We start from the raw sequence: 13,950 nt of genomic DNA, 5'->3' as shown, positions 1-13,950 counted from the left end.
GTTCTCAACCAATGTATCGTATTAAATTTTCAAATATATCAGCAGCATAAGATGTCACCTGCGATAACATCCAAGGCCCGAAAAAAACGATGGCAACTAAAACAGCTACAATTTTTGGAACAAAAGCAAGAGTTTGTTCTTGGATTTGTGTAGTTGCCTGAAAAATACTTACCGCAAGACCAGTTATTAAAGCGACCAAAAGAAGAGGACCTGATGCCAGAAGAATGACCCAAATTGCTCTTTCTGCAATTGAAATTACCATTTCATTATTCATAACAATCAGCTCCTAAAAACTTTGTAAAATGGATTTCATGACTAAATACCAACCATCCACTAATACAAACAATAATATTTTAAACGGCAATGAGATCATAACAGGTGGTAACATCATCATACCCATCGACATTAATACACTGGCAACAATCATATCAATTACTAAAAAGGGAATAAATATCATAAACCCTATTTGAAAGGCTGTCTTAATCTCACTTAGAGCAAATGCAGGAACCATAACTGTTAGCGGGATATCCTCAATCGTTTCTGGTCGTTCTGCCTCTGTATAACGTAAAAATAATTCTAAATCTTTTTGCCTCGTATGCTTGCTCATAAACGCTTTAAATGGACCACTTGCATTTTCATACGCCTGCTCTAACGTTATCTCTTCATTGAAAAGAGGAGTTAAAGCCTCTTCATTTACTTGCTGGAATGTGGGCGCCATGATGAAAAATGTTAAAAATAACGCCAGACCAACAATCACCTGGTTCGGAGGCATTTGCTGGGTGGCAAGCGCCGTTCGAACAAAGGACAGAATAATAACGATTCGAGCAAAGCTTGTCATTAATATTAAAATGCTTGGTGCCAAAGATAAAACCGTCAGCAATAGCATTAACTTGATTGAAGTAGAGACATTTGACGGATCACTGTCCGAAAAGAACTGGACAAAATCATTCATTTTTTTCGCTCTCCTTTGCCTTCCAATCCTTTAATACATCACTACGGTCTTTTTTTATTTCTCGCAACTTTTTTTGAAACGTTTCGTTAAATGATGGATTTTTTTGCTCATTATTTTTTGACTTAGAAGATACATTTTCTTTCATACGATGAACTAGCTCGGATATGTATGGAACTGTTTTCCCGATATCTTGTTTTTCTTCGTATATTTTCGTTAGCTTCTCTATTTCTTCTGGATCCTCTATTTCTTTTAATAAAGTAATATCTTCTCCAATACCAACTAAAAATAGAGAATTGCCAACTTGTAATAACTGAACAGACTTACCTTGACTGACGCCAACCCCACCTAGATTTTGTATAAGCTGATTATGTTGAAAGGTTTTATTTCTACTATTTACAAACTTTAATAGGCCAAACAGCAATAACACGACGAATAATAAAGCGAAAATCATTTTTACATAATCCCAGACAGTAACAGACACTGGATTCGTTGAAGCTTCTTCATTTACTTCTTGGTCTTCGTTTGAAGCAGGCTTTTCCTCTTTGCTCTCTGTCTTGGATTTGTTGTTATAAAACTCCTCTATGCTTTCATTCGGATTCACTGCTGCATGCGCACCTTGATCGAATAGTAAAAATAGGGTGGAGATGATACAAAATACGAGGGTGAATTTCCTCATCATTGTATTACCCGATTGCTTTGGAAATTGCTTCAATTACTCTGTCTGCTTGGAAAGGTTTTACGATAAAATCTTTTGCACCAGCTTGAATAGCATCAATAACCATTGCTTGTTGTCCCATAGCGGAACACATAATAATAACTGCATTTGGATCTTTTGCTTTAATTTCTTTTAATGCAGCAATTCCATCCATTTCAGGCATTGTAATATCCATCGTTACCAAATCTGGTTTAAGTTCAGCATATTTCTCAATTGCTTGTACCCCGTCTCCAGCTTCTCCAACTACTTCAAACCCGTTTTTAGACAAAATATCTTTGATCATCATGCGCATAAATGCAGCATCGTCTACTACTAAAATTCTTTTGGACATAGTATGTCTCCCCCATTACTTATTGTAAATTGTTAATACGATCTGCTTGGCTTAGAATATCCGTAATTCGAACACCGAAGTTTTCATCGATTACTACGACTTCCCCTTTAGCAATATGTCTATTATTTACTAAAATATCAACTGGTTCTCCAGCCAATTTGTCTAGTTCAATAATAGAGCCACTTGTTAGTTCCAGAATGTCCTTCACTGTTCTTTTAGTACGACCTAATTCTACTGTTACTTGTAGAGGTATATCAAGTAGTAAATTTAAATTTCTCGATTCATTTTGTGATAGACTTGGTGTCTCAAAACTAGCAAATTGTGCTTGCTGCACTTCTACCTGTGGCTGTACATGACGCGGTTGAGTAAATTGCATTGGCGGTTGCTCTTGTACTTGCTGGCGCGCTTGCCCTGTTTGTGCCACCGGATTTTGTGTTTGTGTTGGAGTAGTTTCTACTCTTTCTTCCATGATCGTTGCAGCGGCTTCTTGTTCCTCTTCTTCTCCCATTAACGATTGTACGATGTTCAATCCGAATTCAAGCGGAAGTAACTGCATAATATTCGAGTCGATTAATTCGCCAATTTTTAAGCGGAACGATACTTTTATCAACATTTCATCGTTTGGAATGGCATCCGTTCCTTCATCGGCCAATAAATTCATCAAATCAATAGAAGGTGGTGAAATATCCACTTTTTTATTGAACACAGTCGACATAGATGTCGCAGCTGAGCCCATCATTTGATTCATCGCTTCTTGCACTGCACTTAACTGAATTTCACTAAGCTCTGGCTTTGGATCAATCCCATCTCCACCAAGCATTAAATCTGCAATGATAGTAGCATCTGATTGTTTAATGACAAGAAGATTCATCCCGGTGAGTCCAGCTGTATAATGAACCTGAACTGCTACGTATGGTTGTGGAAATTCCTCTTTAAGTTTCGAGCGATTAATCATGCTAATATTTGGTGTCGTTATTTCTACTTTTTGCCCTAAAAGAGCAGACAATGCAGTAGCCGAACTACCAAAAGAAATATTTCCGATTTCTCCTAAAGTGTCTTGGGCAAAATCATCCAAATAATCTCCTATTTGAACATCATGAGTAGCTTGTTTACTGTTTTTCTCCTCTTCCAATGTTGTTCCTCTTAGGAGGGCCTCAATTTCTTCTTGGGAGAGCATATCATCACTCATCATCTTCCTCTCCTCCTTTCAATGTTTCCATGACTTGTACAGCCATCCGATTTTTAAGTTTACCCGGTTGCGCTTTAAACTTTGGCATATCCCCAACTTTAACGGTTAAAGGATCATCTATTTTTGCATTTAACTGAATAACATCTCCTAATTGTAAGTACAACAAGTCTTCAATAGAAATATTAGTAGATCCTATTTCTGCTACTATTGGTATTTCTGCTGATTTAACACGTTTTTCAAGTACTTTTAACTGCTCAGGAGATACTTCTTTTTTGTTTGTTTGCATCCAATAACGCACCGATAAGTTAGGTACGATTGGTTCTAAAACAACATGCGGTATACAAATATTAATCATTCCACTTGTTTCTCCAATAATCGTATTAAAGGATATAACAACTACTGTTTCGTTTGGCGAAATCATCTGTAAAAATTGTGGGTTGACTTCGAGCTCTGTAAGAATTGGGTCAATATCTGCAATATTGGTCCAAGCCTCTCTTAGATTATCAAACGAACGTTCAAATAGATTCGTCATTATTTTCGTTTCAATCTCTGTTAAGTTATATGTCTTTGTATGTGTTTCACCTCGACCACCCATTAAAAGATCCAACATCGTGTAAGCGATATTCGGATTAATCTCCATTAAAATATTTCCTTCTAATGGGGGAACTTCAAACACATTGATCAACGTCATATGTGGCACCGAACGAATAAATTCTTCGAACGGAATCTGATCCACAGATACGACAGAAATTTGGACGTACGATCTTAATTGGGCAGAAAAAAATGTTGTTAATAAACGAGCAAAATTTTCATGAATTCGCGTTAAACTACGAATTTGATCTTTTGAGAAACGAAGTGCTCGCTTAAAGTCATATACTCTGACTTTTTTAGCTTCCTGCTCACTTTTCATCTCATCTGCTGTCATTTCGCCTGTTGAAAGAGCACTTAACAACGCATCTATTTCCGATTGAGATAATATATCTCCTGCCAATCTGCCCACCTCCATTCAAAAAAATAGTACATTACTGAATTATATAAGAAGTAATATAAACTTGCTGCACTTCTCCTTCATCCATTAACTCATTAATTTTCGTTTTTAAGGATGATTGAAAATTTGCTTTTCCTTGCTTTCCTTCTAAATCTTCTGGTGTCATTTCAGAAAGCTCTGTAATAACAATATTTTTCACTTGGAAATCTCTTTTCATTAGTTCTTCTGCTGCTTTTGGATTATCCGTTTGCACTTTTAACGAAATACGAATGAATTTATTCGCCGCAAGGTTCGTCGTGATTTCCGGTATATCGACCGAGGATTCTACTATTTCATCGATAGTCGGCCCTGTTTCTTCTTCACCTTTATTTAGTTGAAAAATAATGAGCACTGCAATGACACCTACTAAAGTGATAGAAACTAAAATAATAAGCATAATCGTTAGCAGTCTATTTTTACTCTTCATGATCTTCACCTCTTATATGGGGGTTCGCTAATATATGTATATCCTTGTAAAACTGATAAATTTGAGCGTGTACTTCTTCTCTGGACTCCAACGCAACATATTTATGACCATTTGTAAGTGTAATCGTTGTATCCGGAAAAGCTTCCACCGTCTCTATGTATAGAGCATTCAACGAAAACTCTTTGCCATTTAATCGTGTTAAGTTAATCATATATAAAGGGCCGGGCCATTCAAGGAACGGCCCACCCCTCCCTTACAAATTTACTAGTTTAATAGATTAACGTTTTAAGTTGATAAGCTCTTCTAATATGGAATCAGAAGTTGTAATAATACGAGTGTTCGCTTGGAAACCACGTTGTGCTACGATCATGTCTGTAAATTCTTCGGATAAGTCAACGTTGGACATTTCTAGGAAACCTGAGTTGATAGATCCACGACCTTCCTCTAAAGGATTTCCTGCTAATGGAGCACCGGAAGCTGGAGATTCTTTAAAATAGTTTGAACCTGCTTTTGTTAATCCGCCGCTATTTGGGAATTTTGCCATTTGAATTACACCCGCAGTTTGTAGAGCTCCCGCATTATCAACATAAGTAACTGTACCATCTTGTCCAATTGACATACTTTGTGAGTCTACTGGAATATTTAAAGGTGTAGTATCACCTACCAAATACATACCATCTCCATTTACTAAATCACCGTTGCTGTCTAGATAGAAGTTACCGGCTCTAGTATAAGAAATATCAGTAGAACCATTTTCGCTTACCTGAAAATAACCTTCTCCCGAAATACCTAAATCCAATGTATTACCAGTAGTCTGTAAAGAACCACCAGAGTGAATTGTATCAATGCTTGCCAATTGAGATCCTAACCCGACTTGTTTAGCATTAACTCCACCACGTGTAGCTGTCGCAGCTGTTGCTCCAGCAGTAGTTTGCGAGATCAAATCTTTAAAAACTGTACGCCCCTTTTTAAATCCATAAGTATTAACATTGGCAATATTGTTACCAATCACGTCTAGTTTTGTTTGAAAGTTTTTTAAGCCTGAAATTCCTGAGTACATTGAGCGAATCATTTAATTTTTCTCCCTTCCATTTGTGTGCTAGCTTCTATCAGTCCGCTGCACATAGCATCCTTTTCAAGGTCCTGCTATTTATTAGTTAAGCACGATGGTGCCGTCGATATTTGTAAATAATTGATTGTTTGCTTCCGTGCGATCCATAGCAGTAATCACTGTTGCATTTTTTGCACTGACGATTAAAGCTGCTTGATCCGTCAAGACTAGAGAGTCTTTTACACCTTTTGAACGTGCTTCTGCTACTTTGTCATTTATCATTTGCCATTGTGCTTCTGAGATGTGAATATTTCTATCAATCAATCGTTGATTAGCATGTTTGCTAACTTTCAGCTCTGTTTTTACGGTAGCCTCATGTAAATGCTGTAAGAACGATTGTTTTGGCGTTGTGACTTGTTTGGATGTATAGGCTTGACGGATTGTTGGTTGCAGCGGAACTCGATTCATCTTCATGTTGTCCATTGCAAGTCCCCGTTCTATTTAACTAATCGAATTTATTTGATCAGATGTAATTGTCGTGTTATCACTTAAGTTATAAACGATTGAACCGTCTTTTTTGGTTACAGAAACAACCTGTCCGGTTCCTGCTGTTTCACCGTTCATATAGCCTACTGTTTTACCTATCATCATACTTGCATCTACTAAGCTATTTGCACCTGCTCCGTTTGCTATAATTTCAGAAATATTTCCTGGTGAAATCACTTTACCGTCTGCGAGTGTAAATTCTACATTCCCATTAACAAATTTAATCGCTTTTATTTGTCCGGTACCTTCATTTGCAATAGGCTTGCCCGCTTCATCTAGCTTATCTGTTAACTCATGCCATTTCACTTCTTTTCCTACGAAGCTACTATACTCAATCATCTGGCTTTGTTCTTGTACTTGTGCAAAATCCTCAAACGCTTTTGTTAAGTTGGACATTTGCTCTAAAGATGAGAATTGAGCCATTTGAGCGATGAACTCGGTGTCTTTCATCGGGTTTGTTGGATCTTGGTTTTGTAACTGCGCCATCAATATTTTTAAAAACGCATCTTTTCCAAGTGCACTGTTCCCCGTTTGCTTTTCTACCTTTTTTTGATTTGCCAAGTACATATTACTTGTAATTGGGTTCATGTCAGCCACTTGCTATACCTCCATTTCCTTTAAAAACTCTTCAAATGAAGATTGGTCTTCCGGTTGTTCATTAGATTGTTCCTGCTGCTGTTGTTGCTGTTGTCTAAATGACTCCTGGAAAGATTGGTTTCTTTCTTGTCTATTTGGATCTTGTAGAGCTTGTGTTATTTCTAGCTTATCGATTTGTATGTTTTGGTTAACTAAGCTTTGCTTTAAATGACTGGAGTTTGAATCTAACAGCTCTTTTCCAAGTGCGGTAGATGCCAACATTTTCGCCGTTAATATTCCATCTTTTTGGACTAATTCGATACGAATTGTACCAAGCTGCTCCGGATACACTTTAATAACTAACCTATTCGCTCCGCCTGTTTGTCCAAACTGTACACGATTCATGACCTTTTGTAGCTCTTTTAAAAATTCTTCTGATTGTGCAGGTTTTTCAGTCGGTAATGTGATCGATACTGTTTCTACTTTTGTTTGTACAATGGCAGAAGATTGCGATTGTATATTGGTCATTTCTTCTTTCGTTACAACAATCGCTTCATTTGGAGCCTGAGTTGAAACTTGTCGGACGATCACTTGTTGGGTAACTTGCTTTAACCCTAGCATCATATCGTTTTTCTGGCTTCCATTAACGTTAACTTGTGTGTTACCTTCTTTGACTTTTTCGAGCAATTGTTTTAGGTCAAATAGTGTGGATTCTTGTTTTAAATTAAGATCCGATTTATTGCCAATTAGCTGTGCTATTTTTAGTAATTGTACAGCTTGCTTTGCTTCAGCCGGTGATACCGGTCCTTGCCCATTAAGTGATAAGGTAATCGCATCTGTCAGCTTACTTGGCTGTTGTTGTACGCCTGCTAGAATGTCCCATACGTTGGCTTCTGTCATTTCTTCTACCGGATCCATTTCTTCTCCTAGTAGCTTAGAAAGTAACTCTTTTAATTGTTTCGGACTTACTGCTAATTCTTTCGATCCGATTAACGTTTCTAGTTCTTCTAGCGACACTGTATTAAGAATGGATAATACGTCTTGGGTTACATCCTGTTCAGGCATTTTACGCATCGTATCAACGGTTGGTTGCAGTTGTTGATTGGATAGTATTTGTCCAAAAACATTGCCAAAAATTTGATTACTTTTAGGAGATAACTGCTGCCCCTTTGCTGGTAATGCTATATTATTTCCCATATGGACAATTGTTGCGAGATTCACGAACTATCTCACCTCCTTTCAAATAGAACTGTTATTACTCTGCCATGAGCTCTGTATATTTTGCAGCGTCTTCAGGCGTCATTTTTTCGTAAATTTTCGCTACGGTATCTGGTTTTAAACTAGTTAGTATGCGCAGTGCCTCTGCGTCACTCATTTTCGTTATGACAGGAGCAGCCGCTTTAGCAGACATTTTTTCAAACGTCGAAACTATTTCGCTATATGCTTGTTTCGTGCTTGTTTGTTCTCTTTTAAGTGTTTCTATTTCATCAAGTAGTCGTTCCTGTTCTACTAGCAGCGCTTCATTTGACTTTGCCGAGTCTTCTATCTGTTGTTGCAATTGACCTATTTCTGCCTCTTTTTGTTGAATTTCTGCTTGTAGAGAGACAACTCGTTGTTCAAGATTGTCCGTTTTTAAGTCTTCTGTTACCACTTCAGTTTGTCCAACACCGGTTAACTCTTTTGCTTTCTCAAAAACATTCACATTCAATATTTGAGCAATAATTAGTAGGAGAGCTAAAGCAAATAACAAAGGAATGATAAACCAATAAAAAAACATTTTCATTTTGCTTATACCTTTTGCATTATTTTCTTCTTGTAGAATGCTTTTCTTCGATTTGTTCCGGTTAGCCATGCTTTTACTCACCTAATCTCTTTGTTTTGAAACTTTATAGAAGAAATCTCATCTAACTGTATCGTTTCTAGTCGTTGTTGTTCTTGCCTGAATTGTTCAAAGTCTTTTTCTTTCATCTTTTCGAACTTTCGCACTTCCAATGATTTTTCTACTAGCTTCTCTTCGAACCAATTCATCTTTGTGCGTGCTTGTATGACTTCTTTTTGAACTACTTCAATTCTTTTTTGGAGTCCATCTATATATTTGGAATAATGATGGACTTGGTCGATATACAGCCCTGATGATAAACGGTCATTTTGCGCATCAACTGTATCTTCTTGCTTTTTCAATAGCTCATATAATTCCGTTGCTACTTTTTCAAAAGAATGGACAGATTCTTTATACGCAATTTCCGTTTCGGACTTTTCCTGTTCCCGAATGTTTAACACTTTTGCAAATTTATATTGATAGGCAACCATTTTACGAACCACCACCTGCTAATTTCACTAATTCATCTACACTGGACGCGAGAGATACTTTGTCTAAATAGCCTTGTTTTAGGAATGCTGTGATTAAAGGCTCATACTGTATTGCTTCATCTATTTCTCTGGATGTTCCTCGCTTATAAGCACCTATATTGATCAAATCCTCTGATTTGTTATACGTAAAATATAAATCTCGCAAACGTTCCGCTGCTTTTTTATGTTTTTCATCCGAAATATGATTCATCAGCCGGCTAATACTTTTCAGTACATTGATGGCTGGGTACTGTCCTTTGTTGGCAAGTGAACGATCGAGTACGATATGCCCATCTAAAATACCTCGGACGGTGTCTGCAATCGGCTCGTTCATATCGTCACCGTCTACAAGCACGGTATAAAACGCAGTAATTGTTCCATTTTCATTGGTACCGGTACGCTCTAATAGCTTCGGTAAGATAGAGAACACAGAAGGAGTATACCCTCTTGTTGCAGGAGGCTCCCCAACTGCAAGTCCAATTTCTCGTTGAGCCATCGCAACGCGAGTCACAGAGTCCATCATCAGCATGACATTGAGCCCTTTATCTCGGAAATACTCGGCAATGGCAGTAGCAGTAAACGCCCCTTTAATACGCATTAAAGCAGGAGAATCTGATGTGGCTGCCACAACAATTGATCTTGCTAAGCCTTCTTCCCCTAAATCTCGCTCGATAAACTCACGTACTTCTCTTCCACGTTCTCCAATAAGTGCGATAACGTTTAAGTCAGCATTCGTATTTCTTGCAATCATCCCAAGCAATGTACTTTTACCAACACCAGATCCAGCAAAGATCCCAACCCTTTGACCTTTTCCGATTGTTAACATTCCATCAATCGCTTTTACTCCAACTTCAATTCGTTCGTCAATCGGTGGACGAGTAAGAGGATTTGGCGGATCTTGCTCTGTGCCAACAGTCATCAAGCCTTTTGGCAACATAGTTCCATCTATCGGATTCCCCATCGAATCAAGTACTTTCCCTATTAACTCAGGGCCAACCTTTATCTCTAACGGGCTACCCGTACCTTCGACTAAACATCCTGTCGATATTTCACGAATATTGGTGTAAGGCATTAAAATAACGATTTCGTCTTTAAACCCTACTACTTCAGCAAAAATGACAGAATGACCGTTTTTAGAAGAGTTGATATGAATTTTACATACATCGCCGATTGAGCTTTCAGGACCTTGAGATTCAATCATTAATCCAACAACCCTATTTACACGGCCATATTTTTTAAATGTAGGCACATTGGAAATTTGTTGAACTAAATCGACTGCTTTCATCACATTCACTCCATGCTTTCTAGTATGCCAACTAGTTTTTGTCTTAACTCCTGTAGTTGCTCATCAATGCTGACTACGATTCTTCCATGATTTGTTTCGATCAAACAATCCGTGGCATCCATATCTTCATCTACAAAAATCATAAAAGGCACGTCTACCGGAAACAAAGAGGCAAGTTCATCCCGATTACTTGACACTAAGGAAAAATAAGTGGAGGAGACATACAGTTTTATTTCCTTCATCTCTCTCGCTTCTTTTAATCCTCTTTTTACGATGGATAAAAAAACTTCGTCATTTTCTTCTAATTTGGTTCCAATTATTCGTTCAGCTGTTCGTAGGCCAAGTTCTAATATTACTTGTTCTTGCTGCCGTAAGTATTTTGCTGCGTTTTCTTGCGCTATTTGTATAGTTTCATTCGCAATTTGTATGGCGTTTTGCATATCAGAAAATGCCTTTTCGCGACCTTCCTCCACTCCTTGGGTAAATGCTTCGTCATATGCTTGTTGTTGAAAAGCCAGTTTTTGTTCATCCCAAGCTTTCCGTTCGTTTTCAATCGACTGATTGAATGCTTCTCTTTCCATTTCTAGAGCAGCTTTCTTTTGTGAAATTTCCTGCTCTACTTCCTGTATCATTTTTTCTCTTTCTTTTAATAAAATGTCCAAAGAAAGTGGTCGTTCGCTATCTAATTCTTCTTTCACATGAAGATTTCTTATTCCAATAGGCTTTAATTTTTCATTGTTTTCATTTACCTGTACGCCACGGAAAATCCTAGACAATAATGTCATCTCCTCCACCACGTGCAATGATGATTTCGCCTGCATCTTCTAATCTTCGAATAACTGTCACGATACGAGATTGTGCTTCTTCGACATCGCGTAAGCGAACTGGCCCCATAAATTCCATTTCTTCTTTAAAGGTTTCTGCCATACGAGTAGACATATTTCGGAAAATCACATCTTTTACTTCTTCGCTCGATACTTTCATCGATAGAAGTAAATCTTCGTTTTCACAATCACGAATAACACGCTGAATCGAACGATTATCCAATGTAACAATATCTTCGAATACAAACATTCGTTTTTTGATCTCTTCTGCAAGTTCTGGATCTTGAATTTCTAAAGCATCCAAAATCGTTTTTTCCGTTGTACGATCAACACCATTCAACACTTCAACTACTGCATCGACTCCACCAGTTTCGGTATAATCTTGTGTAACTGTGGATGAAAGTTTCCGTTCTAACACGGATTCAATTTCACTTATTACTTCTGGTGACGTAGAATCCATTGTCGCAATACGTTTTGCAATATCTGCCTGCATTTCTTGTGGCAATGAAGAAAGAATAATTCCCGCTTGCTGTGCCTCTAAATAAGATAAAATCAGCGCAATTGTTTGCGGATGCTCATTTTGAATAAAATTAAATAATTGCGTTGGCTCCGCTCTTCTTGCAAAGTCAAAAGGTCGCACCTGAAGTGAAGAAGTTAAACGATTAATGATCGCTTGAGCATGTTCTGCACCGAGCGCTTTTTCAAGCACCGTTTTCGCATAGCCGATACCGCCTTGTGAGATATAATCTTGCGCAAGAGCAATATTATGAAATTCTTCAATAATATCTTCTTTTATTTCAGGTTCTACTTTTTTCACTCCTGAAATTTCTAAGGTCAAGCGCTCAATTTCCTCTTCATTTAAATGTTTATAAATCGAAGCCGAAACTTCTGGCCCAAGAGAGATTAATAAGAGCGCTGCTTTTTGTTTACCACTAAGTTCTTTTTCTTTTTTATTCATAGCGGTCCTCCTAATCAATTACCCCACAGCGTAATTGCGTCCAGATTTTGAATTGCGCGAGCAATTAACTCCTTACAAAATCTGTGACATCCGCCGGAGGCTTTAACTTTATTCAGCAGAATAAAGTTAATCTTCGGCTATCCAAGTACGTAACAATTTCGCGAAATCTTCTGGCTTGTCTTTCGCCATTTTTTCTAGTTGTTTTCGTCTTAAGCTAGCTTCCGTTTCTTTTTCATCATTAATATCATCAATTCTCAATTCTTCTCTTTGCTCTTCTAGAATCACTTGTTCTTCCTCTTCTTTTCTTCTAGAACGAACGAGTAAGATTACGAGTAGAATAATTGCTGCGAGTGAAATTCCACCTATAAGGTACACCCACCAAGGAATTGTAGAGGTAGTTTCTGTAGTCGCTACAGATTTACCGTTAAATGGTTGAACAGATACTACAATTTTTTCTTCTAGTTGGGCTTCCGTTAATTCTCCTGCTTCTTCTTTATCAATCGAAGTTCGAATGATCGTTGCAAGAATTTGTTCAATATCTCCTTCAACACCAGTAGGCATAGAAGCAGCATCCTCAGGATTAGGCGGTTCCACCATTACTTGAATACCGATATCTCTAATTTTATAAGGACTTTCAACAATTTCTTTTCGAATTCTATTTACTTCACTATTGATCATGTCTTCGGTTCTTTCGTAGTCACCATTAGCATTAGAGCCTTCTACATAATTGGTGAAATTATCTGTAGCATCTTCTGCTTGTGGCGTCCCTCCCGCAACCGGGTTGTTTCCTGTGAATGTTTCCGAAATACGCTGCGCGCTTATTTCAATACCAGCCATATTTTCTTCATCTACAGGTAGTACTAAATTTTCTTCCCTATTTTCTTGTTGGAAATCGATATCTGTTGTGACAGAAACGACTACTTTGTCTTGACCCATTAAAGTGCCTAGCATCGTTTGTACTTGTCTTTGTAAGTCGCGCTCCACGGTCTTTTTAATCGTCATTTGATCCGTTACAGTTGTTCCACCTGCGCCACTACCTGCTTGTTTCATATCAAAATACTCTAAATACTGATTTCTAATCGTAATGTCGTCTGTTGATAAATTCGGAACGGATTTGGAAACTAAATTATATAAAGACGTGATTTGAGATTCTGTAAATTGATATCCTGGTTCCGTATTTAATATGATTGCAGCACTTGCAGCCTCATTGCTTTGTGTTAAAAACACACTCTCCTCTGGTAATGTAATCATTACTTGAGCATCTTTGATTCCTTTTACACCTTTTATCAGATTAGCTAGTTCCGTTTGCATAGAAGCTAATTTTAGTACGTTAAATTCATTGTCTGTCATACCAAAACCAGCATTTTGAGAAAAGAAACTATAGTCAATCATTCCTGATTGCGGAAATCCTTCTGCTGCTAGTTGGACCAATAATCCATCTACTTGTTCAGCAGGAACGGAGATCGAAGTTCCTCCAGCTGCAATCTCATTGGGTACTCCTTGTGCATCCAATGTTTCTTTTATGCGCCCTATCTCAGCAGGTGAAACGTCCGAGTAAAGGGGAACGAATTCTGTTCTTGTTAAAAAATAGGTAAGTATAGCAGCTAGTAAGATAACCGCAACGACACTACCTATCATTGTCCCTTTTTGAGTCTTCGTTCGACTTTTCCAAAACAGGGTTATATCATTTGTCATTTTTTTTATACGCTCATTCATTTGT

18 protein-coding genes are annotated in these 13,950 nt (G+C 37.7%); all 18 read right to left on the bottom strand.

Annotated features, from left to right (window positions below):
* Positions 1 to 4: 4 nt before the first annotated feature.
* Positions 5 to 274 carry a flagellar biosynthesis protein FliQ gene (gene fliQ / locus FG382_RS04905; RefSeq protein ID WP_093263173.1) on the bottom strand — a complete coding sequence of 90 codons (270 nt, stop codon included), beginning with the start codon at positions 272 to 274 and terminating at the stop codon, positions 5 to 7.
* A 12-nt stretch (positions 275 to 286) separates the two neighbouring features.
* Complete coding sequence (gene fliP / locus FG382_RS04900) at positions 287 to 952, bottom strand: flagellar type III secretion system pore protein FliP (protein WP_142537773.1); 666 nt, start codon at positions 950 to 952, stop codon at positions 287 to 289.
* Positions 945 to 1,628: a flagellar biosynthetic protein FliO gene (locus FG382_RS04895; RefSeq protein WP_194483515.1), complete on the bottom strand. Its 684-nt coding sequence runs from the start codon at positions 1,626 to 1,628 to the stop codon at positions 945 to 947. The genes fliP and FG382_RS04895 overlap by 8 nt, the downstream gene beginning before the upstream one ends.
* Before the next feature lie 7 nt (positions 1,629 to 1,635).
* Positions 1,636 to 1,998: a response regulator gene (locus FG382_RS04890; protein ID WP_142537771.1), complete on the bottom strand. Its 363-nt coding sequence runs from the start codon at positions 1,996 to 1,998 to the stop codon at positions 1,636 to 1,638.
* Positions 1,999 to 2,017: 19 nt separating this feature from the next.
* A complete protein-coding gene (fliY, locus tag FG382_RS04885) occupies positions 2,018 to 3,187 on the bottom strand; it encodes a flagellar motor switch phosphatase FliY (protein WP_142537829.1) in 1,170 nt (389 codons plus the stop codon).
* A complete protein-coding gene (gene fliM / locus FG382_RS04880) occupies positions 3,180 to 4,178 on the bottom strand; it encodes a flagellar motor switch protein FliM (RefSeq protein ID WP_142537770.1) in 999 nt (332 codons plus the stop codon). The genes fliY and fliM overlap by 8 nt, the downstream gene beginning before the upstream one ends.
* A 31-nt stretch (positions 4,179 to 4,209) precedes the next feature.
* Positions 4,210 to 4,641, bottom strand: coding sequence for a flagellar basal body-associated protein FliL (fliL, locus tag FG382_RS04875; RefSeq protein ID WP_142537769.1), 432 nt, complete (start codon positions 4,639 to 4,641; stop codon positions 4,210 to 4,212).
* Positions 4,631 to 4,852, bottom strand: coding sequence for a flagellar FlbD family protein (locus FG382_RS04870; RefSeq protein WP_142537768.1), 222 nt, complete (start codon positions 4,850 to 4,852; stop codon positions 4,631 to 4,633). Before FG382_RS04870 ends, fliL begins: the two co-directional genes overlap by 11 nt.
* A 66-nt stretch (positions 4,853 to 4,918) precedes the next feature.
* On the bottom strand, positions 4,919 to 5,713 hold the full coding sequence (gene flgG, locus FG382_RS04865; protein ID WP_142537767.1) for a flagellar basal body rod protein FlgG: 795 nt from the start codon (positions 5,711 to 5,713) through the stop codon (positions 4,919 to 4,921).
* A gap of 81 nt (positions 5,714 to 5,794) precedes the next feature.
* Positions 5,795 to 6,175, bottom strand: a complete 381-nt coding sequence (locus FG382_RS04860) for a TIGR02530 family flagellar biosynthesis protein (protein ID WP_142537766.1) — start codon at positions 6,173 to 6,175, stop codon at positions 5,795 to 5,797.
* 18 nt (positions 6,176 to 6,193) lie between these two features.
* On the bottom strand, positions 6,194 to 6,826 hold the full coding sequence (flgD, locus tag FG382_RS04855; protein WP_142537828.1) for a flagellar hook assembly protein FlgD: 633 nt from the start codon (positions 6,824 to 6,826) through the stop codon (positions 6,194 to 6,196).
* 12 nt (positions 6,827 to 6,838) lie between these two features.
* Positions 6,839 to 8,035 (bottom strand): flagellar hook-length control protein FliK, encoded by a 1,197-nt coding sequence (locus FG382_RS04850; RefSeq protein ID WP_142537765.1) that lies wholly within the window; start codon positions 8,033 to 8,035, stop codon positions 6,839 to 6,841.
* Between the two features lie 34 nt (positions 8,036 to 8,069).
* On the bottom strand, positions 8,070 to 8,666 hold the full coding sequence (locus FG382_RS04845) for a MotE family protein (protein WP_142537764.1): 597 nt from the start codon (positions 8,664 to 8,666) through the stop codon (positions 8,070 to 8,072).
* An 8-nt stretch (positions 8,667 to 8,674) separates the two neighbouring features.
* Complete coding sequence (gene fliJ, locus FG382_RS04840; RefSeq protein ID WP_142537763.1) at positions 8,675 to 9,124, bottom strand: flagellar export protein FliJ; 450 nt, start codon at positions 9,122 to 9,124, stop codon at positions 8,675 to 8,677.
* A 1-nt stretch (position 9,125) separates the two neighbouring features.
* A complete protein-coding gene (fliI, locus tag FG382_RS04835) occupies positions 9,126 to 10,448 on the bottom strand; it encodes a flagellar protein export ATPase FliI (RefSeq protein ID WP_142537762.1) in 1,323 nt (440 codons plus the stop codon).
* A gap of 5 nt (positions 10,449 to 10,453) precedes the next feature.
* A complete protein-coding gene (fliH, locus tag FG382_RS04830) occupies positions 10,454 to 11,233 on the bottom strand; it encodes a flagellar assembly protein FliH (protein ID WP_188713278.1) in 780 nt (259 codons plus the stop codon).
* Positions 11,217 to 12,230, bottom strand: a complete 1,014-nt coding sequence (gene fliG, locus FG382_RS04825; RefSeq protein ID WP_142537760.1) for a flagellar motor switch protein FliG — start codon at positions 12,228 to 12,230, stop codon at positions 11,217 to 11,219. The genes fliH and fliG overlap by 17 nt, the downstream gene beginning before the upstream one ends.
* A 126-nt stretch (positions 12,231 to 12,356) precedes the next feature.
* The gene (gene fliF, locus FG382_RS04820; RefSeq protein WP_142537759.1) at positions 12,357 to 13,946 is read right to left on the bottom strand and encodes a flagellar basal-body MS-ring/collar protein FliF; all 1,590 of its coding nucleotides are present in this window, start codon (positions 13,944 to 13,946) and stop codon (positions 12,357 to 12,359) included.
* Between the last annotated feature and the right edge of the window lie 4 nt (positions 13,947 to 13,950).

It is taken from the genome of Psychrobacillus lasiicapitis, from assembly GCF_006861795.1.
Classification (GTDB): domain Bacteria; phylum Bacillota; class Bacilli; order Bacillales_A; family Planococcaceae; genus Psychrobacillus; species Psychrobacillus lasiicapitis.
Note: the sequence above shows the minus strand (reverse complement) of the source record. Positions and strands in the feature narration are given on the sequence as shown.